Source organism: Flavobacterium sp. (genome assembly GCF_004295795.1).
Taxonomy (GTDB): Bacteria; Bacteroidota; Bacteroidia; order Flavobacteriales; family Flavobacteriaceae; genus Flavobacterium.
Genome location: NZ_SEBR01000005.1, coordinates 157835 through 178332, shown reverse-complemented (window position 1 = coordinate 178332; position 20498 = coordinate 157835). Strand labels below are relative to the sequence as shown.

20 protein-coding genes are annotated in these 20498 nt (G+C 46.1%); all 20 read right to left on the bottom strand.

The features are described 5' to 3' along the window. Positions 1–161: 161 nt before the first annotated feature. The 20 genes from EOO49_RS06380 to EOO49_RS06285 all read right to left on the bottom strand — a co-directional run bounded on the left by EOO49_RS06380 (position 162) and on the right by EOO49_RS06285 (position 20498). Positions 162–1451: an AMP-binding protein gene (locus EOO49_RS06380; RefSeq protein WP_290843867.1), complete on the bottom strand. Its 1290-nt coding sequence runs from the start codon at positions 1449–1451 to the stop codon at positions 162–164. After that, positions 1448–3115 carry a C45 family peptidase gene (locus EOO49_RS06375; RefSeq protein ID WP_290843865.1) on the bottom strand — a complete coding sequence of 556 codons (1668 nt, stop codon included), beginning with the start codon at positions 3113–3115 and terminating at the stop codon, positions 1448–1450. The genes EOO49_RS06380 and EOO49_RS06375 overlap by 4 nt, the downstream gene beginning before the upstream one ends. 106 nt (positions 3116–3221) lie before the next feature. Further along, positions 3222–4736, bottom strand: a complete 1515-nt coding sequence (locus EOO49_RS06370; protein WP_290843863.1) for an NAD(P)/FAD-dependent oxidoreductase — start codon at positions 4734–4736, stop codon at positions 3222–3224. Next, the gene (locus EOO49_RS06365) at positions 4720–8385 is read right to left on the bottom strand and encodes a 1-acyl-sn-glycerol-3-phosphate acyltransferase (protein ID WP_290843861.1); all 3666 of its coding nucleotides are present in this window, start codon (positions 8383–8385) and stop codon (positions 4720–4722) included. Before EOO49_RS06365 ends, EOO49_RS06370 begins: the two co-directional genes overlap by 17 nt. Next, the gene (locus tag EOO49_RS06360; RefSeq protein ID WP_290843859.1) at positions 8386–9552 is read right to left on the bottom strand and encodes a DUF2062 domain-containing protein; all 1167 of its coding nucleotides are present in this window, start codon (positions 9550–9552) and stop codon (positions 8386–8388) included. A 12-nt stretch (positions 9553–9564) separates the two neighbouring features. Continuing rightward, a complete protein-coding gene (locus EOO49_RS06355) occupies positions 9565–10047 on the bottom strand; it encodes a hypothetical protein (RefSeq protein WP_290843857.1) in 483 nt (160 codons plus the stop codon). Next, positions 10044–10421, bottom strand: coding sequence for a 3-hydroxyacyl-ACP dehydratase (locus tag EOO49_RS06350; RefSeq protein ID WP_290843855.1), 378 nt, complete (start codon positions 10419–10421; stop codon positions 10044–10046). The genes EOO49_RS06355 and EOO49_RS06350 overlap by 4 nt, the downstream gene beginning before the upstream one ends. A gap of 1 nt (position 10422) precedes the next feature. Then, positions 10423–11037, bottom strand: a complete 615-nt coding sequence (locus EOO49_RS06345; protein WP_290843853.1) for an outer membrane beta-barrel protein — start codon at positions 11035–11037, stop codon at positions 10423–10425. A 1-nt stretch (position 11038) separates the two neighbouring features. Continuing rightward, positions 11039–11629, bottom strand: a complete 591-nt coding sequence (locus tag EOO49_RS06340; RefSeq protein ID WP_290843851.1) for a porin family protein — start codon at positions 11627–11629, stop codon at positions 11039–11041. 55 nt (positions 11630–11684) lie between these two features. Continuing rightward, positions 11685–12305, bottom strand: coding sequence for a hypothetical protein (locus EOO49_RS06335; protein WP_290843850.1), 621 nt, complete (start codon positions 12303–12305; stop codon positions 11685–11687). Continuing rightward, the gene (locus EOO49_RS06330; protein WP_290843849.1) at positions 12271–12897 is read right to left on the bottom strand and encodes an outer membrane lipoprotein carrier protein LolA; all 627 of its coding nucleotides are present in this window, start codon (positions 12895–12897) and stop codon (positions 12271–12273) included. Before EOO49_RS06330 ends, EOO49_RS06335 begins: the two co-directional genes overlap by 35 nt. Beyond that, complete coding sequence (locus EOO49_RS06325; RefSeq protein WP_290843848.1) at positions 12884–13663, bottom strand: polysaccharide deacetylase family protein; 780 nt, start codon at positions 13661–13663, stop codon at positions 12884–12886. Before EOO49_RS06325 ends, EOO49_RS06330 begins: the two co-directional genes overlap by 14 nt. A 50-nt stretch (positions 13664–13713) precedes the next feature. Next, entirely contained in the window at positions 13714–14769 is a 1056-nt protein-coding gene (locus EOO49_RS06320; protein ID WP_290843847.1) for a beta-ketoacyl synthase N-terminal-like domain-containing protein, read from the bottom strand. Further along, the gene (locus EOO49_RS06315) at positions 14769–15968 is read right to left on the bottom strand and encodes a beta-ketoacyl-[acyl-carrier-protein] synthase family protein (protein ID WP_290843846.1); all 1200 of its coding nucleotides are present in this window, start codon (positions 15966–15968) and stop codon (positions 14769–14771) included. Before EOO49_RS06315 ends, EOO49_RS06320 begins: the two co-directional genes overlap by 1 nt. 93 nt (positions 15969–16061) lie before the next feature. Further along, entirely contained in the window at positions 16062–16319 is a 258-nt protein-coding gene (locus tag EOO49_RS06310) for a phosphopantetheine-binding protein (protein ID WP_290843845.1), read from the bottom strand. Position 16320: 1 nt separating this feature from the next. Further along, the gene (locus tag EOO49_RS06305) at positions 16321–16926 is read right to left on the bottom strand and encodes a 3-oxoacyl-ACP synthase (RefSeq protein ID WP_290843954.1); all 606 of its coding nucleotides are present in this window, start codon (positions 16924–16926) and stop codon (positions 16321–16323) included. Then, positions 16913–18052: a beta-ketoacyl synthase N-terminal-like domain-containing protein gene (locus tag EOO49_RS06300; RefSeq protein ID WP_290843844.1), complete on the bottom strand. Its 1140-nt coding sequence runs from the start codon at positions 18050–18052 to the stop codon at positions 16913–16915. Before EOO49_RS06300 ends, EOO49_RS06305 begins: the two co-directional genes overlap by 14 nt. Then, the gene (locus tag EOO49_RS06295; protein ID WP_290843843.1) at positions 18052–18498 is read right to left on the bottom strand and encodes a thioesterase family protein; all 447 of its coding nucleotides are present in this window, start codon (positions 18496–18498) and stop codon (positions 18052–18054) included. The genes EOO49_RS06300 and EOO49_RS06295 overlap by 1 nt, the downstream gene beginning before the upstream one ends. After that, positions 18473–19756, bottom strand: coding sequence for an ABC transporter permease (locus EOO49_RS06290; protein ID WP_290843842.1), 1284 nt, complete (start codon positions 19754–19756; stop codon positions 18473–18475). Before EOO49_RS06290 ends, EOO49_RS06295 begins: the two co-directional genes overlap by 26 nt. Further along, on the bottom strand, positions 19749–20498 hold the full coding sequence (locus tag EOO49_RS06285) for an ABC transporter ATP-binding protein (RefSeq protein ID WP_290843840.1): 750 nt from the start codon (positions 20496–20498) through the stop codon (positions 19749–19751). Before EOO49_RS06285 ends, EOO49_RS06290 begins: the two co-directional genes overlap by 8 nt.

Here is a 20498-nt window from a genome sequence, read left to right as displayed (position 1 = left end):
CTGTAAACGACTCTAAAGATTTTTCGTTAGGGATAAACACCGGCCCCTTCCCTACGACAAGATCGTATTTTACAAAATACATCGATTACAGAAAACATGTAATTTTTGTTAAATGAAGGTGGGCCGAAACAAATTAAAAGACTCGAGACAGCACGCGAAAATCACTTCCGGAAGTCGAAAAAAGTAATCGGTTTCCTGCTCATCGGATTAAAAACCACCGGGCTCAAAGCCTCTTTAGTAGTGAATTCGAGTCGTGGCGTAACGCGCAATTTCGCCCTGAAATGATCCTTTATCTCGCGAAGAAAATGCTCCGATTGTTCTTTAACGGCGAGTTTGATCACGATTTCATCCGTGCCCAGATCATTCGTCGAAATCTCGATCACGTGCATGTCGATATTCTCGAAATCGTTCAAAACGTTGGTCATCGCCGGCGGATACAAAGTCGTTCCCTTGTATTTGATCATTTGTTGTTTGCGACCCAAAACCGGCCCGACGCGCAACGTATTCCGTCCACATTGACACGGTTCGCGGTGCAATTGCACGATGTCGCCCGTCTTGAATCGGATTAATGGCATTCCTTCTACGCCAAGATTCGTGATCACCAATTCGCCCGGCTCGCCATCCGCGACCGCGTTATTTTCGTCATCGACAGTTTCCACAACGATCAATTCCGGATGGTGATGGCCGCCAACGTGGAATTCACATTCGGTGAAAGCCGTCGCCATTTCAGTCGAAGCGTACGTCGAATAAAGGTTGATTTCCCATTTTTCTGCGATTTTGCGCGAAAGCGTACTGTCTGAAAAATCCTGTTCGCGCAACGCTTCTCCAATGCAGACCGCGCCTCTTACACCCGAATTTTTGTAGTCGATGTCGTGCGCTTCGGCGTATTCGATGAGTTTCAAAAGGAAAGACGGAACAGTAATAAGGTAAGTCGGTTTGTATTTTCGGATCGAATCCCATTGCAGTTCAGGGATTCCGGCACCCACGCGAATCACACCAACTTTCATCTTGCGAAGTCCGAGAAAATAAGCCAATCCGGCCATGAATCTTCGGTCAATCGTGGTCATCAATTGCACGATGTCGCCGTGCTTTATCCCGGCACAATCGAACGAAATCGCTTCGTTATAAGCCAATCTGTCGAGGTCTTTATCGGTCAAGCCGAAAGTAACCGGGTCGCCCAAAGTGCCCGAAGTCGTGGCATAATCGATGATTTCGGTCGTCGGCACACACAAAAAATCGTCGTTGAACGCTTGCAGTTCGGCTTTTGTCGTAACGGGAATCTGACGCAAATCTTCGACAGATTTTATGCTCGAAATATCGATGTCCTTGTCGGCAAAAAGACGTTTGTAGTAAGCCGAATTCTGGGAAACATACTGCAAGGTTTTCGCCAATTCCGATTCTTGCAAAGCTTGGATTTCGTTAGCCGAAGCGGTTTCGATTTTCGGGATCATTTTAGTTTTCGGTTGATTTTTTTGAGGTATTCCTGAGCGTGTTCTTTGGCCGGTAGCGTCGTGATTTCCTTTGTCAGCGCGGCCTCGAAGTTGGGTTTCGCCTTCGTGTACTCTTCCGTCTCGAAATAATATTGCCCCACTTTGTAATGCACGATCCACAAATCCGGGTTCAAAGATTGGTAATTTTTGGCAAAATCTTCGGTCATTCCTGATTTCTTGTCGAGGAATTCGTCCATTTTTCGGTCTTCGACGCGATATTGCTCGTATTTTTTGAAAGCCTCGGAATCGACAAAAGGATCTTTTGGAATATCGAACTTCAACGAAGCCAAAGTTTCCACCAACTTTCCATCGTGCATTTTCCCAAAAACCTGGTTGAGATCGTAACAAACAAATTCTCCCAATTGGTAAGGACTCGCCGAAACCCAAACCTTGAGATCGCTTGGTTGGAAAATCACGCCGTGGTGCGCCAACAATTGGTTCAGCGCTTTCTCGTTTCCGTAACCAAGCGGCAATCCGCCTTCGAGTGCTTTGGTGTCGCGCAAGATCGAAGCCGCGATTTCCGGATTTATCCTGCGGTTCTGGTCAAATTCCTCAGTCAGTTTGTCGAAGCGATATTTGGAATGCGAATTCTTGATCGTCTCGTTGTTGCGTTTGTCGTCTTTGTAAGTTTCAGATTGGAAATGGTTCGAACAAAGCAATTGATCGGCTGAATTCGGAACTTCGTACACACCAAAATTCTTCGGGGAAACCTCGATCAGCGCAGCTTTTCCATCTTTCGCACTTCCTACCATAATCGCTTCGGATACGAAAACCTGACGCTTTTTGGCAATCGCGATCGCCTCGTCAATCGTACTTGCATATTGCAGGATCTCTCGCGTCAAAATCGAGATCGGCGTTTTGGCAATCAACGGGATTTTCGATTTTCCGGCGTTGATCGTAACGGTCAAACCCTTGTCATTCATGCCCGAAACCGCACCTATCATTCCGGCCCAAGTGACCATCATGAACTTATTTCCTTTGTCGGGTTTCACGAAAGCGACGACTTTGTCCTTGGCGAAATCGTCTCCGGCGTAAAAGTCGAAATTGCGTCCCAGAATGAGTTTTCCATCGGCAGATTTTTCGCCCCAAGCCGCGAAAGACGAACATCCGACGAGCATCAAATCCTGCATCGCGTGGCCGATATCGTGCGCTCCGTGCAAGTACAAAGTGCGCAAATACCTTTCTGCAATAAAGTCGTAATCGTGAGATGTGTAGCGCGAAAGCCCGTAAATCTCGGTTTTGTATTCCTCGGGAACGTTCAGGTAAAGCTTGCGATTGTACCAGGTCAGGATTTTCCGAAGCAGTTTCTGTTTGCCTTTTGACGGAACGATTTCCTCGATTTTCGAAAAGAAGACTTTTTCCTGTTTTTTCAAAAGCGAATCTTCGAGCGCGCCGGTCTCCAGACCAATTTGCAAAGGATCACCTTCGACGTAAAGTTCCCAGAGTTGTTGCTTGTTTTTGAGCAGGAAATTGTTGCCGGAGATGAATCTTTCGGCCGAAATTTTTTGCACTTTCGGAGCTATCGAATCGTAGCCTTTCGTGATCGGTTTGTGGTGCAATGAGCCCGATGTTCCGCATCCGACAAGGAAAGTCAGCAAGATGAAGCTGAAGATTCTTTGAGCCATTAAGTAGTTGAGAAAAGTTAAGTTCGTGCGAATGGGAAAAGTACTCCACTGAATATTTCCCGCCCCAATCTTGACTCTTGACTCTTGACTCTTGACTCCCAAAACGCTACTCACGACCCGCAATTTTATCAATAATATACTTCCGACCCAAAATTTCCCCGCAGGTGCGAACTGCGCCAAGCGAAACGCCAACGACGCCGTGTGTGTTCACACTTTGGCCCGTAAGGTACAAATTCTCGAACTTGGTCTTGAGCGGAATCATCGTCAGCAGCGGGTTTTCGGCATCTTTTACGTAACCGTACATATTTCCTCCAGAACTTCCAATGTAATCGCGATAACTCAAAGGCGAAGAAGTGTGCACAGATTGGATGCAATCGCGAAGATTCGGGAACTTTTTGACGACTTCTGAAAGAAGTTTTTCGGCCTTTCGGATTTTGAATTCCTCGTAAGATTCGCCTCGGTCGTGCCTTTCGGCTGTCGTGTTGAACGTGTTTTCCCAATGCCGCACGTCGTCGTATTTCATGTACGTCAAAATCGTCATTCCGTCGGCGAAAGTTTCCGAGTGATGTGTGGCGTTGAATGTTATCAGATACGACTTTGGCCAGGTTTCGTCCGAATATTCGTGTGCCGACCAAACGTCATCCGCGGAAGCGAAATGATAGAAATTCCTGTTGATATATTCGAAACTTCCAGGCTTGAAAACGATGTAAACGCTAAACGCCGACAGCGTATTCTCGAGATTTTGTATCCGATTGTAAAAAACCTTGCGAAAATGCTCTTGCCCGACCAAATCAAGCATCGTTTTGAGTTCGATGTTCGAGATGAAAATATCGGCTTCGACCTCGCTTCCATCTTTTATTTTCACCGATTTCACTCGTGTTTCGTCAACCTCGAATTTGATGACTTCCTTGTATTTGAAAGTCTCGCCGCCGTGAGCTTTGAGTTGTTTGATGAGCTGTTTCGTAATCTGGCTTCCGCCGTTGATGCAGCGATGCGCGCTTTTGATGTAAGAATTGACAGCCAAAGCATGAAGGTAAAACGGACTTTTCTCCGGAATCGCCGCATACAAAAAGTTCGTTCCGGCCAAAACCGCGCGCAATGTCTCGTTTTCGGTGATGGAGTCGATGACTTCCTTGGCGTTCAGACGCATCATGTTTTCGTCGTACGAACCTTCCGATTCAAGTTTGTAAAGCGGAAAAGAGTCACAAGCAGCTTGCAGTTTTTCGCAATAATTCGCAATGTTTTTTCGCTCTTCCGGAAAGAATTTCGACAATTCGGACACAAATGCTTCGTAACCTTGCGCTTGCGGATATTCGGTTAAATCATCTCCAAAAGAAATCATGTCGAAACCATTTTTGTCCATTTGTTTGAGACGCAGATCGTCCATGATTCCGAGGTACGAAAAAAGCCTGTTCAGGTTCTCGCCCTCGCCCAATCCGCCGATGTAGTGAATTCCCGTGTCGAAAATCGTCTTGTCGCGCACGAAAGTCTGCAGATTGCCGCCAAATTGGTTGTTTTTTTCGAGCACGCAAACCTTGTAGCCTTCTTTCGCCAAGAGCACGGCGCACACCAATCCGGCGAGCCCGCTTCCTATTATCACGACGTCATATTGCTTTTTCACGTTTCAGTATCGTAATTTTTTCTTCTTTGTGGACGATTTTGAAGTCCGATTTTTCGAAGTTAGGCAAAAGGTTGTCGTTGTCGAGCAAAATGATATGGTCGGAAAGCTCCGAAATATGGTCCGATTCGATTTTTTTCGCAGAAACCAATGCCAATTCATATCGCTTTTGAGGTTTGTCGACATAACGGATTTCCCTTTTTTGCCACAGATGGTTCTGCGATGCGATGCGCTTTTTTTCGTCATCGGAAATATAAGAATCGATTTTCCTGAGCGACTGTTGCAACAACAACATCACGTCGATCTGCCCGTAGTCGTCAGCGATATGGAGCATTTTCGCCTTTTGCGGAATGTGTTTATTGAGGCGATAATACAAGTCGAGATTTTTTTCAAAGTCAGATTTTACGGCCTCGATCACGAATTCTTCCTTGAAATCGAAACTTCCGAGCGCGAACTTTTCCCAGTATTTCGGGCCTTCCTGCTCGTTGCGAAGTTTCTGGAATTCATCCCGCATGTAAGCGTTGATCTTTTTCGTCCTTTCGGAATAATCCTTGCCGAAACGCAGATCATCGGGTTTGATTCGCGGCAAAAATTTTATCGCGGTCGTCGTTCCGTTCAGGATGAAATCGTTCTTTGGCGCGGCTTCGGAATAACCTTGGATCAAAATCGGCAAAATGTCAAGCCCGAATTCCTGAGCGAGAAAAAAAGCGCCTTTCTTGAAACGCTTGATCGAATTGTCTTCACTTCGCGTGCCTTCAGGAAAAATCATCAGGGAAAAACCTTGCTCGATCTTTTCGCGAAGATGTTCAACGCCAACTTCCAAGCCTTCGCTCGCCGGATAAAATCCAGCCAAACGCACGCCAAGCCCAATTATCGGGTTGTTGTAAACGTGATCGGAAACCAGGAAAATTATGTTGCCGTTGAGTCCGCCCATCGCCATGACGTCTAGAAAAGACGTGTGATTGGCAATGATGATCGCGGGTTTCTTGAAATCTTCTCCTTGTTCGTTGTAGATTTTGCGCGTGACGGCCGGAAAAGTATAAAAAACAGAATTCATGTAAACCGACATGATCTTGTGGAAGATCTTGGTTTTTCGGGTTTTCGAAAACGGCAAAAACTTCATGAATACAAAACTCAAAATCGACACGAGAAATCCGCCAATGGCATAATATCCGAGCGAAACGAACGAATGTAGCATTCTCCGAAGTCGGATTGGCGCAAAACCAATCTTGCGTCGGGCGAAAAAAATCCAACGGAACAGCATCGGATACAAAACGAAAATCATCGCACAAGCCGCAAAAACGCCAATCAGCGCGGCAGACGAAATCGACTTCAACGAAGGATGACCCGCGAAAATCAAAGCGCCGACACCCAAAATCGTGGTAATCGCCGCCAAAATGATCGAAGTTCGGTAAACCTTGCGCTCGTCGCGACCGTCGGTGTATTCTTTTTGCAACGCACTCGTCATGAAAATCGAGAAATCGACGCCGTGACCAAAAATAAGCGTGCATACAATCGTACTGAAAATGTTCAGTTCAAGCCCAAAAACACCCATGACGCCGGCCGTGACCAAACCTGTGAGCACTATTGGAATTGTCGCGACAAGCACTATTTCGATGCGTCGGAAAAACACGAAAAGGATCGCTATCACGGCAATTAGCGAGTAATCGACGAGGTTGTTGAAATCGTCGCGAAGTTGCGTGAGAAAACTCTCGTTCATTTCCTGACGGTCGATCGCCACGACATTTTTCTTGAAAGCTGCCGATTTCACGAAAGCATTGCGTTGCTGATTCGAAACTTTCACTAAAGTCGAAACGGTGTAAAAACCGTTCTTGTCCGCAAGGAATTCGTCCAGTTGCAAAGCCGCGATTTTCCTGAGATTTATTATCGAAACGGGTTCGAACTTTTTGTCCAATTCCTCGTAAAACGGATCGTATGTATTCGATTTGAAACCGATTTTTTCGCCTTCGGAAACCAATTTCGCCTTTAATCCTGACTTCTTTTCGGACGTCCAGAACGCGTTCCAGCGATCGATCTTTTGCCGTTGTTCGGATGTCGGCAAAACCAATCCGCCGATGGAACTGAAATTGATAATTTTACCCGATTTTTTGTCCGATTCCAAATCTTCGAAAAGTCGCGAATTGTTGGCCAAAGCCTCGTCCTGACTGTTTCCGTAAGCCGCGACGTAAATCGTTTTGGAAGTCAGGCTCGAATTTCGCTCAAGTTCTTTTTCCGCTTGACGGATATCTTCCGGAATGTAATTGAGTTTGGACAAATCGGCGTCGAAGTCGACATTTCTCGAAGTGAAAAAACTGATGACGACCAAAATCGCGCAACCTGCGATAAGCCATTTGTTGCTGTCGAACGAAAATCCGGCCGCTTTCTCGATGAAATTTTCCTTGTGAGCCGACGTATCTTTCTTCGGATTATACAAATGCGGAACGATCAAAAGCGAGAAAAACGCCGACCCGATCACAATCGAAGCCGCGAAAATACCCAGATCTTGCAAGGCTTCAGATTTTACGAAAAGCAGGCACAAAAACGCCAGAGCTGTCGTAGTCGAGCTCATGAAAAGTGGTTTGGTGATGATTTCGTACGTGTGTTTTATGTCGACATTGTGCTTGTAATGCGTGAGAATGTGGAGCGAATAATCGATCGTGATGCCAATCAGAATCGCGCCGATTCCAAGTGAAATGGCCGAAATCGTCTCCTTAACGAAGTACAAAACCGTCAACGCGAAAAGCGCTCCGAAAATCGTCGGGATAAAAATGATGATTGGAATCGTGTTCTTTCGGTAGAACAAAACCAGGATCAACATGAGCGCGCTCATCGCGAGAATCGTCGTCAACATCACGTCACCCTTGATTTGTGTGGCGTTTGCGACCGCGATCAACGGCGCTCCGAAGTAACTCGTCTTTGTAGTTTTCGACGTATTGAGTTTGTCTTTTATCGCGTAGAGTTTCTTTGAGAATTCGGCGTTTTTGCTTGCCTCGGAAGTCGATTGGTTTGGCGCGATGAACAACAAGAGCATCTTTTTGTCTTTGGTCATCACGAAGCCGTTTTCGAGCGTAAAATCGTCGCCAAGACTGAGTTGTTGCAGTTTTTTGAGTCCGATGAACGAAATCCCGAGCGGATCACGTCTTATAAAATCGCCCGTAATCATCCCAGACGGCGACAAAATCGAGCGGTAATTCGCATCGACCGTGGCTTTTATCGAATCTTGCGAAAGTTTGGACTCGATTTGCGCATAATCGGATTCGTCCAAAAACAACGGCAAATTGTCGAACACGAAACCAATTGTCTCATCGATGTTTTCTTCGGCAATTTTGCCTTGGATCTCTTTGTAATAGGGTTTGCAGGATTTCTCCAACGAATCGATGAAAACCTGGGCCGTTTGCTGCAAATCTTCAGGATTTCCGTCGGGTTTTGATTCGAAGATCACTGTAATTTTGTCGGCGAAATTGACTTGTTTCAACACTTTTGCCGTGACGTCGAGTTTGTCGTTCACGGGCAAAAGTTTGGTGACGTCTTCCTCGAATTTGAGGCGCGACCCGAAAAATCCGAAGACACACAAAATCGCCAAGGCAATCCCGATGGAAATCGCCTTGTTCTTGCTCACAAACTCGTGTATGGCAAAGAAAAACCTGTGCATTTATCTCGTCTCTTTCTTCCAGAATGTCAGCAAACCGTAGCTCAAAAGTCCGGCCGCGACCGCTGAAATTGCCGCAAAAGTAAGACTTCCAATGAGATATTGGCCAAAATGTACTTTGAGCTTTTCGAAAGTGATGGGAAGTTCGGGGAAAAGTTGCGCGCCCGTGTCATAAAAAAAGCTTCCCGTCCAAAGCGAGGCCGCGACGACAAAAGGAATCATCGGCGGAATCGAGACGTTCGAGAAAATATACGAAATGGCTTTGTTGAGTTTGAAAACCGTCGCGAGAAACAGCGCCAAAATCGTCTGAAATCCCCAAAACGGACTAATCCCGATAAAAACGCCAAGTGCAATCGACAATGCCTTGACGCGATTCGAATCCTGGCTTTGCATCACATTCTCGAGGAAAAACTTCTTAAGTCCTTTTTTTTTTAGTTTCCGAAACACGTTTCTCGGGAAAATCCACAAAAAGCAGATCGTGACCAAAACCGTATTCAGAATCGAGATCCTCGTAAAATCCTTGAACGGACGGAAATGTGAAACGCGCTCGCTCGGATCGTACTTGACTTGGATCGGAACATTTTTCACGTCGACGCCGCGCCAGGCCGAACGCACGATTACCTCGATTTCGAACTCGAATTTTTTGGTGAAATAGTGCTTCGGAATCTGGTGCAAAGGATAAAGTCGAAACCCCGATTGCGTGTCTTGCAAACGGATTCCGGTTTCGAACCAAAACCAGAAATTGGAAAAATTATTCCCGAAACTGCTCTTTTTGGGCACGCCTTCCTGAGTCATGTTTCGCCCGCCGATGAGCAACGCCTCGCCTTCCGATTCAAGCGAATTGAGGAAAACAGGCAAATCTGAGGCGAAATGTTGTCCGTCAGAATCTATCGTGATCGCGTGGTCGAAATGCAATTCGCGGGCTTTCGCGAATCCGTTTCGCAACGCCATGCCTTTCCCGATGTTTTTGGGATGTGTGACAATCGTGAGTTGCGGGTAATTCGAAAGGATTTCGGCTGTGGAATCTGTTGCGCCGTCGTTCACGACAATCACATCTGGCGTAAATTCCAAAACCGAATCGATGACGCGCTTTAGCGTTTTGTGGTTGTTATATGTGGGAATAATCACACATACATTAAGCCTTTTCAGTTGCTGAGTAACGTCGGTCATCGTCGCTTAGACTTATTTGTAGGCTTTTTTCTCCTCGTCGGAAAAAGTCTTCGAACGCAGGATAAAATTCTTGATGTATTCTTTGAGTGCGCCGCTTTTGCCGAAATTTGCCACGATGAATGCCTTGTCTTCCTTGATGTTTTTCTTGTATCCGACGATTTTCGGGACGCTTTCCTGAACCGAAAGTCGGATCATGCGAATCTCGATATTGTCGGCATCGGCAGTGACTGCACCGTCAATCAATTTCGCAGCCGCTTTCATGTGTTTGGTTTTCTTGCCGAGCGTATTCCCGTATTTCGACATCAAACTTTCGGCCGCGCCTTTGTATGCGACGAGCGCTTTGTTGGCGTCGGAATCTGAAACCGCCGACATTTTCTGGAAGAATGCATTGGCGCTCTCTTCCGATTTGGCCGCATCGGGATACAATTTCCTGACTTCGGAAATATCGGCGAAAGCCAAAACGAAAAGACAAACTAAAGAAGCGATGATTTTCATGACTGGACTTTTTTATATGTGCTGGCTAATTTTAGTGCCACCGTATCATTAAAGTACGTCGTATTCTTGACTTTCACAAGGTTATCCTCGGTTTCGGATACATTTAGCTCCAAACGAAGAGTTGGCGTTTTGTCGGGATTGATCAAAGCCATGAACTTCACGTTCGACAAACTTTGCATGAATAGATTCGATTCTATAATTTCCTCTGTCAACTCCTTGATTATTTGCATCATACAAACGCCCGGCATTACCGGATTTCCCGGAAAATGTCCTTTGAAAACCTCGTGGGCCGCGTTTACGTGAATATTGACTGTGAAGTTTCCGTCGGAAACCGCGTCTTTAGAAACAATCGTGTAAAAATCCTGTAGTAACATATTATCGTCCAAAAGTATAACTCAAACCAACCTGAACCACGAAATTGGTTCCGTCCTCGAATCCGAAAAATTCGTCGTTGTCGATGTACGGTTCATCAGTGATCGCATTCACGACTCCTTTTTTGAGCCGCACTTCGGCTTCCAAACCATCGATAAGACGCACGCCCAAACCAAGTTGTATCGTCAAATCGACATCGTTTTGAACCGGCGTGCTGTGTTTTACCAACGCGTCAATCGACGGACCGATCGCGATCGAAATCCTGTCGGCAAAGGTAAACTTATTCATGAGCGCGACCGATAAATACTGAAGCGAAACGTCGACATTTTCGGTTCTGTATTCCGAAATCAGGTTGCCGTTGTTGTCGTACAACGGGTCGTAAATACGGTAATCGCCTTCCGCACCTTGACGCGAATAAATCACCTCGGGCTGCAAAGTGTAGTGTTTCGTGAACTTGATTCCGGCGAATCCGCCAATGTAGAAGTCGGTTTTTATTCCGGTTTCCGATTCTGTGAGTTGGGCGAAATTGGCGCCCGCGCGGATTCCTGGGGCGAACTTCACCTGAGCGTTCATCGCGCATCCGACAAGGAAAATCGCGACAAGTAAAATCTTTCTCATATTACTTTTTGAGATTGAAAGTATAGGTAAGGCCAATCTGGAAAGCGTTGTTCACGATCAAATAGTCGTTATAGAAATCGTCGTCGGCATAATCCTGGAACACGTCGATAAACCCGATTTTGTAACGCGCCTCGACTCCGATACCGTTCTTGAAAGTATAACCCAAACCAAGCGTGACGCCCGAATCAACATCGTTTTGCGGATTCACGAAATTCGAGTGATCGACCAAAAAGTCAAGATATGGCCCAACGTTCAGGTTGAGTCCGGCCACGGGCGTGAACTTGTTATTGATCGTGATTCCAAGATAATTCAACTCCAATTTTTCGGTAGTCGACCCAAAACTCGGATCGAAATTGTCGTAAAAACGCACTTTTGAGCCTTGACGCGCGTAAGTGAGTTCGGGCTGCAAAGCGTACCAGCGCGTGAGTTTGATGTTGGCGAACGCTCCGGCGTAAAAATCGGCTTTGCGCTTTCCTTCGATATCGGTCAGATCTGCCAAACTGACTCCGGCGCGAAAACCAGGATTGACGCGAACTTGGGCAGAAATTCCGAGTGAAATGAGAAGCGCGAACGCCAAAAGAATCTTTTTCATATTGTTGTTTTTTGGTTTTTTGGTGTCGGTCAAGCCAAAAAAATCAGGTTTTCAACTACTGTTGTTCCATCCGATTCATCTCGATTTTCAATTTGATATCTCGGTGTAAAATCTCGATTTTGTCGGCAAAAATATCTTTTTCGGACTGAAATCCTACGGAAACTTTTTCTTTCTTTCGGCTTCCTTTCGAAATGGAAATCAATTTCTTATCAGAGTACGAAAGTTTGTAAAGGTTGCGTGCCTCTACAGCTTCGTAAGTCATAATTCTGTCAGGTTCGGTCATTTCTACGTTCGAACTCACGATTTTCTCGCGAAACAACAACCGGAAATCATCGCGCAAAGTATTGACGACGATTTTCCTGTCCAAATCTTCGACTATAGAGTTTTTAACAAACGATTTTTGTCCGATCTCGAAATCGAGCAAAGTATTGCCGAAATCGGTTGTAAGCACGACGCGATGTATTGAATCTGAAATTTTTTTGGCAATCAGGATTCCGTTCAATTCGTGTCCGTAAACCGTGATTTTGGTGCGATACGTATAGTCTTGGGATTTGTCTGAAAAATAGCGGTTGAACGCCGTCGCAACCTCAGAATTCGCAGTGAATTTGGGCTTTGAAGCGCATCCGAAAACCAGCAAAAAGCTAGTTATTAAAAGCGGAATCGTCAACTTTCGCATTGAGGATCTTGTTTTTGAAGACGATTTTGGTATAATCTTTTTCTGACTCGAGTAAACGCACTTGTTCGACCGTGCCTTCTTTTTTATCGAAACTCAACTCGACCTGCTTGATGTATTTTTTCATGGCCGCGTCCTTAGGAACAAAGCGTGCGATGTTGAAATCCTTCGAGTTGAAATATGAAATCACGAATTCCTTGTCGTCGAACATTTGTCCCGAAACGCTTCCGACAATCAATTTGTTGATTTTGGAGAACGTCTTGTTCGATTTTGCGTCCATCTGGCTTTTCTTGCCTTCGTCGTTGATATAAATTTTCCCCGACTTGAAAACAATTGAATAATTGTACGGCTTTTTGTATTGCCAGGCCAGCGAATTCGGTTCCTTGAACGCCATTTTACCCGAAGTTTCCAAATCTTTCGACAGGAAATCCATGTGTTTGTATTGGACAAAATCTGTGGTCATCGTCTTGATTTTGGCCGATGCCGCGTTCACGCCTTTCTTGAATTCGGCAATTTCGGACGCGTTCATCGCATCTTGCGCAAAAGCCGAAAATCCAACAAAAAACAAAAGCAGGTAATAGTTAATTTTCTTCATAAGCGTTCAATCGCAGGAGTTTGTCGATGCTGACGACCGTAAAATTTTTCTCGCGCAAAGTTAACAATAAGCGTTCCAAAACGTTCACAGTGATTTGCGAAGTGTCGTGCATCAGGATTATCGCGCCGGGTTTGAGTTGTTTGACAATCCTCTCGTAAATCGCATTTTCGTCTTTGCTCACGCCGTCCATCGAGCGAATGTTCCAGCCGATGACGCGATGTTTCGTGACTTTCAACGCGTTTGCTATCGACGGATTCGTAACTCCATAAGGCGGACGAAAAAATTTGGGCTTCTTTCCCGAGAACTTTTCAATTGCGGCATCGGTTTGAATCAATTCCGACAAGACTTCCGACGTGTTTTTCCAGTCGAAATCTTTTCCATGAAAATAGCTGTGATTTCCGACGATATGACCTTTTTGGATTGTCTTAAGCAAAATATCCGGATGGCTTTGGACGTTGTTGCCGATGCAGAAAAAAGCGGCGTTCGAATCAAATCTTTCCAGCAATTCCAACACTTTCGGAGTGAATTCGCTCGGACCGTCGTCGAACGTGATCGCGATTCTGTTTTCCTTTTCGGATGGATTCGAGCAAAACGCCTTCACGTGATAATTGCTTGCTATCCAAGCCGATCCGACAACCACAATCGCCATCCATACCACGATCGACAATCCGAAAAACCACCAGCTCAAAGAAGCAAAAAGGCTCAAAAGAGCCAGTGTGATTGCCGTTGCAGCAAAGGTGATAGTTACGATTTGGTGGCGCGTCACTTCAACATTCGTTAGTCGTTATTCAATATTCGTTCTTCCTTTTTTCAGCTTCAAATCGAAAGCAACGCAAAACTGTGATCGATGCCGCGATACTGATTGTAAAGCAAAATCTTGTGATAAGAAGGTTTTTCGACCTCATTCACTTTCAATTGCTGCGGAATTTCCTGATTTTTCAAAACGTTCGCGCCAACGTACAAACCAAAAGCCGAAGCCGTGTTGTATTCGCCCGAAACATGCTTGTAGTAAACTTGTGGCGTAAAGCCGAATTCACGCGCCAATTCCTTGTAATATCCATCGAAGTCCGCGTCTCCGTCAAAGCCCAAAACGACCGCATCGATATCGTGTTGCGTCAGATTGTTCGCTTTGAGGAAGTCGATCGCTTTGTGTCCGACTTTGGAAACTTCAAGTTTGTTGATCGTCTCGATGTCGACCAATTCGGCATAAGTCGATGCTGATTTTGTGTCGGACAAAAGGAAAAAAGTCGCGCCTTCACTAAAAACAGTGGCTTTTGTATCAGAACCCAAAATCTCGTGCGGCCCGGAGTCGTCAGGCTTGATGAAACCCGCGAGCTTGAACAGCGATTTGGTGTATTCGGTCATTTCGTCGATTCCGCCTACCAAAACGTTTGCAACTTCATCTGCATCAAACTGCAATTTCGCGTCGACCAAAGCCGATTCGAACGAAACTGCTCCATTCACGTAAGTAAAATTGTACGCCTTGCAACCCAAATTGATCGCGATTGTCGAAGCGACAGTGTTGTGCGTCGATTGGATAAACGACGTTGGCGTAAGGAATTGTTCGCCGTTGTCGATGATCGCCTTGAGAAATTTGTCCGAATCTTCTATGCAACCCATTCCCGTGCCCGTGATGATCGCGTCGAGATTCTCGATTCCGGCTTCTTTCATGGCCAAAGTCGAAGCGACGATGCCGTTTTTGACGCCTTTCGCCATTCTTCTGGACGCGATCGGCGAGAAATAATCCTTGTAGTCGGGTTTTACGATTTCTAGGAAATTCGCGTTTTCATCTATCGAAAATTCCGATGGAAAACCGCCTGTCGTAGCTTGTGCCGAAACACATCCGATACCGTTGATATACGTTTTTGCCATCAGTTCTTCGAAAATATTACAGTCGAACAGTTGCCGCCGAATCCGAAAGAATTCGACAACACGTGATCAATGTTTTTGTGTTTCAGTTCAGTCTGCGGAACAAGGTCGAATTCAGCCATTTTGGTCTTGAAGTTCAAGTTTGGATAAACGACTCCATTCTGTATCGCCAAAACGCTGTAAACCGCTTCAATCGCCGCCGCAGCCGCCAAAGTATGTCCCGTAAAAGCTTTCGTGGACGAAAAATCGGGAACGTCTTTTCCTTCGTAAATCCTTGCAACGGCGCGGCCTTCACTCAAGTCGTTGTTTGGAGTCGCCGTTCCGTGCACATTGATGTAATCGATTTTTGTCGGATCGAGATTGGCCACTTTGAACGCTTTTTGCATTGCCAAAAACGCCCCATCGCCATTCTCGGACGAAGCCGTTTGGTGATATGCATCGTTCGCATTGGCGTAACCTGTAACTCTTGCAAGCACTTTTTTACCTTCCTTCTCGACAATCTCGTCTGATTCCAAAACAAGGAAAGCCGCGGCTTCACCGAGATTCAGACCTTTTCTGTCGTTGTCGAAAGGCGTGTTGTAAGTATCGGTCAAGATCATCAAAGTCTTGAAACCGTTTATCGTGAATTTGGCCAGTCCGTCGGTTCCGCCAACTATCACTCTATCCAATTTTCCGGCTTTGATCATTCTCGCGCCAAGCATGATCGCGTTCGCCGCCGAGGAACAAGCTGTAGAAATTGTCGTAACGAATCCTTCCAAACCGATGATTTCGGCGATTTTTTGCGAAGTGTCGCCGCCGTCGTGGGCCGCGATAAATTTTACCGTGTCCGGATTTTCGAAGTACTCGTAATAGTGTTTTTCGGTCGTGTCCATTCCGCCGACTGAAGTTGAATTTATCAAGCCGGTCTTGTATTGCGACATATCCGAAATCCCGGCATTTTCAACCGCTTGTTTTGCTGCGAAAGCGCCAAGCAGCGCCGTTCTCGTGAAATTGTTGTCGATTGGCAAACCCAAATCGCGCATCAAATCTTCGTTCGATTTCTTGATTTCTCCGAACATGATCTCGTCCTTGTGGATCGTTTCGATATTGTCGGTTTTCGAAATTCCCGTTTCCGAAGAAATAAGCGAACGGAAATTCTCCTCGACATTGTTTCCAATAGCCGAAATGATTCCCATTCCCGTGATAGCAACGCCTTTGGTCATAAAATTCCGATTTTGAAATTCCAAAAACCAAATTCCAAATCCCAAGTGTTCTTGAAGGAAAACTGGAATTTGGGATTTGAGTTTTTTTTTATTTTATTTGGTGCGATTCGCCTCCACGTAAGCCGCCATCGTATCGATAGACTGGAAAATGTGCTTTCCTTCTTTGGGATCGGTCAATTTGATTCCGTAGTCTTTGTCGAGCAAAACGATCAATTCCAGAGCGTCGATAGAATCGAGTCCGAGTCCGTCGCCAAAAAGCGCGTCCGTGTCCGAAATGTCTGACGGTTGCACGTCTTCAAGGTTCAAAACCGCGATGATCTTCTCTTTCAATTCTTGTTTCAATGCTTCCATGTCAATACTTATAAATGTGTTCTATGTTTTGTTTTGTGTGTTCGGTTTTTCCTTCAGATGAAACGACGTAAAAGAACGCTTTGTAGTCTTCTTTGTACAATTCTGTCCAGCCGCAAAGCACGTTTTTGGCCTTTCCCGTTTCAATCAGATTTTGAGCGTATCCGACAAAAAAATCGGCGTTAAACGCGCCAAATATAAAGAAACTATTCTCGGTTTTCAACTGATGGCGTATGCTAATTTCGCCCAGGCAAATGTTGGGCAAAGTGTACACGAAAACCGCCGGACTCGGGAAATAGTTGGCTTTGTCGGCGATCGATTCCTGATAAGTTACGTCTGTATCGAGTGAGGATGACGAGTTGGCGAACAAAAGCGCGGTTTGCGGTTCCGGATTGTCTTTCAGCAGCAATTCCGAACCCAAAAACGCCAATTTGCTAAGATTGTCCATCTTGAAATACTTCGGATATTGGATCGCGAAATGGCGCAGACCTTCTTTCAAAAAGTCCGATACGTTTTTTACCGACGATTCGAATGCGGGATTTCCGTCGACCGAAACTTTTCCGTTTTCGATCGAAACATATGATTTTATGTACAGATTATTCTCCAAAATGCACTTCTTTTTCAAAAACGACCGCCGTGTTGCAACCTCCAAAACCAGACGCGGTTTTTAGGAAATATCTGAGGAATTTGTCCTCGTTTTCACGGATGATATTTAGGTTTTGGCTCACGCCGATTTCGTCGAATCCGGCAGATGCGATCAGTTTATTCTGTTGCAAAGCCTCGATTCCGATGACGGTTTCGAGCAATCCCGACGCCCCGAGCGTATGTCCGTAAAAACCTTTCAGGCTGTGAAGCGGTTTTTGTTGCAGATTGAGCCTGTTGAACGCGATTGCTTCCATTTCGTCGTTGAACGGAGTCGCGGTACCGTGAGCCGATATGAAATCGATTTTTGACGCCGGAAGTTTCGCTTCCTTCAAAGCCGATTCCACGCTCAAGACCAAACCTTCGCCCGTTCGCGACGGACCCGAAATGTGGTTCGCATCGTTCATCGAGCCATCGCCCAGAATTCTTGCTTTCTTGTACGATTCGTCTAAAGTGACCAAAACGGCGGCCGCGGCTTCTCCCAAAGTCACGCCCGTGCGATTTTTCGAATACGGCTTGCAAGGCGCGTCACTCATGGCTTGGAACGAGTTGAATCCGGAAAGGACGAATTCCGAAACCAAGTCGCCGGCGACCACAAAAGCTTCGTCATACAAGTCCGATTGAATCAAACGCTTTGCCACCGAAATCGCGAGAATTCCGGACACGCACGCATTCGAAACTACAATCGGTTCTGACTCGAACCTGAAGAAATCCGCGACGGTTTTTGCCAAATCGTGCAGTTGGGCTTTCTCGAGATTTCCCGATTCCAGCGCCGTGATATTTCCCTTTGTAGTCGAAAGCACAAATGCAGTTCGCTTGCCCAGATTGGTTTTTGAATTTTTTACGATCGGATGCAAAGCCAGAATCATCATCTTCTCGAGCTTCGTGAAGTTGCCTAAATCTGAGATCTTCGTGAATTTTTCGTTCAATTGTTCTTCATCGACAATCGCCGAAAAGTACGGATGTGGCATCATCGCGTTCTGGTGACGCGCAATCCCGGACTTTCCCGCAATCAGGTTTTCGAAGTTTTCCCAAACCGTAAAACCCAGTGGCGAAACGCAGTTCGTGCCCGATATGTAGACGTTTTTAGCCATTATAGCAATCCCATTCGTTGTTTCCAATCGTACCAAAACGGCGGATTGGTGAGTTGAAGTTCGCCTTTTTTGTCGAGGAAAACCTGAATGGTTTCTCCCGTGCAGGCGATTTCTCCGTTCGTATCGTAAATCGTGAATTTAAAGATGATTTTCGCGGCCGGCGTGTCGTAGAATTCGGTTTTGACTGTCGCCACATCGCCGTATCGCAACGACAATTTGTGCTCGCATTGGGATTTTACGATAGGTGTCGAGAATCCGCTTGCCGCGACGTCCAGATAGGAAACGCCGTGACGTCTTCCGAAAGCTTCGCGTCCGTCCTCGAAATATTTGATGTAATGTCCGTGCCAAACGATTCCAAGCGGATCGCATTCGTTGAATCTTACGCGCGTCTCGAATTCGGTCGTGAGTTCGGGGATTAACTTATACTGTTCTTTTCTTTTTGTCATAAAGCAAGGCGATTGCTGTCGTGGCTATGAAAAACGCGAATAGCAGCGCAATGTCGGCAGAAATATCGGCAATGGACGCATTCCGTAAAAAAACATCGTAAAACGCGTTCAATCCCCAATTCATGGGCGAACATTGGGCGACATATTGCATGAATTTCGGCATGGCGAAAACCGGAACCCAAACACCGCCAAGCGCGGCCAAAACGATGACCGAAGTCGCTCCGAAAGGCGCTGATTGTTCCTGTGTTTTGGCAATCGTCCCGACCAAAATCCCGTATCCGGTCGCGGCCAATCCGGAGAATAGCGCCACGATCGTAAGCATGAACAAATTCGCGTCGACGTTCAATGCGGGCAATCCCAAAAGTGGGAAAACCCAAACTCCGACGGCAATCATCATATAAAATTGGATCATGCAGATTATCAGATACGTCAAGGTTTTTCCACCAATTACGATCGCGCTCGAAACGGGATTCGTCCGCAATCTGATAAAAGTTCCCTGTGTTTTTTCCTTGACCATGTTGATCGAAAGCGGAATCACGATGAAAAACATGGCGAAAAGCGTCCACGCCGGAACGTTGTGCTGCACGGCATTTGGCTTGACCTCTTTGTTTCCAAAGGTCGGATTGATTTCCTTGAACGCGATAAAACTCTCTTGGTCAAAATGTTGCGTTTCATCGGTTCCGAGTTGTTCGCTGAACGCGTCGTAGATCGATTTGCTCTCGATTTGCGAAATCATCTTGTCGATATTGTTCATAACGGCGTTCTTGAAGCTCATCTGAACCGCCGGATCGAAATACAATTTGACGTCTTTTTGCGAGATTTTTCGCGTCGGCGGCTTGACTTTTATGGAATCTTCCATTCCGAAACTCGTAAGCAGTTTCTCTACGTTTTGGTCGATTTTCACCTGAAGATCAGCACTCAGGTTCTTCGGAAGCACGATCGCGAGTTGGTAGCGTCCGCTGAAAACCGCATTTTTTGCCGATTCCTCCGACAGTTTTTTTCCGTCCAATTCCGTAATCAAATCGAAAGCTTTGCTGGCGTTCATATTGGCGAAAATCGATTCGGAAACGCTGCCCTTGTCATTGTCTACGATCAAAATGGGAAGTTGGGAATCGCCCGATCGTTCGTAAGCCGATTGCTGAATCAAGGTCACGGCGATAATCAGAACCAAAGGCATCGCGAACAAAATGATCACGCCGCCAATGTCGCGACGCAACAATAGCAATTCCTTTTGTATGGACATCCAGAGTTTATGCATCTCGCAGCGCTTTTCCGGTTAGCGAAAGGAAAACTTCCTCGAGATTTCTCGCATCTGGCGTCGAAGCGATGAGTTCCGCCGACGTTCCTTGTGCGTAAATCACGCCTCTGTCTACGATCGCGATGCGCGTGCAGAAATCCTGGGCTTCGTTCATGTGATGCGACGTGTAGATGATCGTCGTGCCTTTTTTGTTGATTTCCGACAGATATTCCATGATCACGTTTTTGGAATGCACGTCGACGCCGACGGTCGGTTCGTCGAGAAACAGCACTTTGGGCTCGTGCATGATTCCCGCGATAAGGTTGATTCGACGCTTCATTCCGCCCGAAAAAGTGTCGATGCGTTTTTTGCCGAATTTCGTCAGGCCTAACCTTTCGAGGTTGTACGCGATTTTTTCTTTGAGTTCGGAACCTTTGAGTCCGTACATCGATCCAAAGTACTTGAGGTTTTCTTTGGCCGATAAAGTCGGATACAATGCATATTCCTGAGGAACGACACCGATAAGTTTCTTGAGTTCGTGCTCGTCGTTCTCGTACGTTTTTCCGTCGATCTCGAAATTGCCCGACGTGGGTTCGAGCAAGCCGCAAAGCATCGAAATCAAAGTCGTTTTTCCGGCTCCGTTTGGACCTAAAAGCCCGAAAACTTCGCCTTTTTCTATCGCCAGCGACAAGGGTTTGACCGAAAAATGTTCGGCGCCTTTGTACTTTTTGGCGAGGTCGTGTATGTCTATGATGGCGTCCAA

Excerpts from the sequence above, each read along its gene's own strand:
- EOO49_RS06310 (WP_290843845.1), bottom strand. The coding sequence starts at position 16,319 with ATGGAAGCATTGAAACAAGAATTGAAAGAGAAGATCATCGCGGTTTTG.
- EOO49_RS06380 (WP_290843867.1), bottom strand. The coding sequence starts at position 1,451 with ATGATCCCGAAAATCGAAACCGCTTCGGCTAACGAAATCCAAGCTTTG.
- EOO49_RS06350 (WP_290843855.1), bottom strand. The coding sequence starts at position 10,421 with ATGTTACTACAGGATTTTTACACGATTGTTTCTAAAGACGCGGTTTCC.
- EOO49_RS06365 (WP_290843861.1), bottom strand. The coding sequence starts at position 8,385 with ATGCACAGGTTTTTCTTTGCCATACACGAGTTTGTGAGCAAGAACAAG.
- EOO49_RS06290 (WP_290843842.1), bottom strand. The coding sequence starts at position 19,756 with ATGCATAAACTCTGGATGTCCATACAAAAGGAATTGCTATTGTTGCGT.
- EOO49_RS06300 (WP_290843844.1), bottom strand. The coding sequence starts at position 18,052 with ATGGCTAAAAACGTCTACATATCGGGCACGAACTGCGTTTCGCCACTG.
- EOO49_RS06315 (WP_290843846.1), bottom strand. The coding sequence starts at position 15,968 with ATGACCAAAGGCGTTGCTATCACGGGAATGGGAATCATTTCGGCTATT.
- EOO49_RS06345 (WP_290843853.1), bottom strand. The coding sequence starts at position 11,037 with ATGAGAAAGATTTTACTTGTCGCGATTTTCCTTGTCGGATGCGCGATG.
- EOO49_RS06330 (WP_290843849.1), bottom strand. The coding sequence starts at position 12,897 with ATGAAGAAAATTAACTATTACCTGCTTTTGTTTTTTGTTGGATTTTCG.
- EOO49_RS06340 (WP_290843851.1), bottom strand. The coding sequence starts at position 11,629 with ATGAAAAAGATTCTTTTGGCGTTCGCGCTTCTCATTTCACTCGGAATT.
- EOO49_RS06320 (WP_290843847.1), bottom strand. The coding sequence starts at position 14,769 with ATGGCAAAAACGTATATCAACGGTATCGGATGTGTTTCGGCACAAGCT.
- EOO49_RS06335 (WP_290843850.1), bottom strand. The coding sequence starts at position 12,305 with ATGCGAAAGTTGACGATTCCGCTTTTAATAACTAGCTTTTTGCTGGTT.
- EOO49_RS06360 (WP_290843859.1), bottom strand. The coding sequence starts at position 9,552 with ATGACCGACGTTACTCAGCAACTGAAAAGGCTTAATGTATGTGTGATT.
- EOO49_RS06295 (WP_290843843.1), bottom strand. The coding sequence starts at position 18,498 with ATGACAAAAAGAAAAGAACAGTATAAGTTAATCCCCGAACTCACGACC.
- EOO49_RS06375 (WP_290843865.1), bottom strand. The coding sequence starts at position 3,115 with ATGGCTCAAAGAATCTTCAGCTTCATCTTGCTGACTTTCCTTGTCGGA.
- EOO49_RS06355 (WP_290843857.1), bottom strand. The coding sequence starts at position 10,047 with ATGAAAATCATCGCTTCTTTAGTTTGTCTTTTCGTTTTGGCTTTCGCC.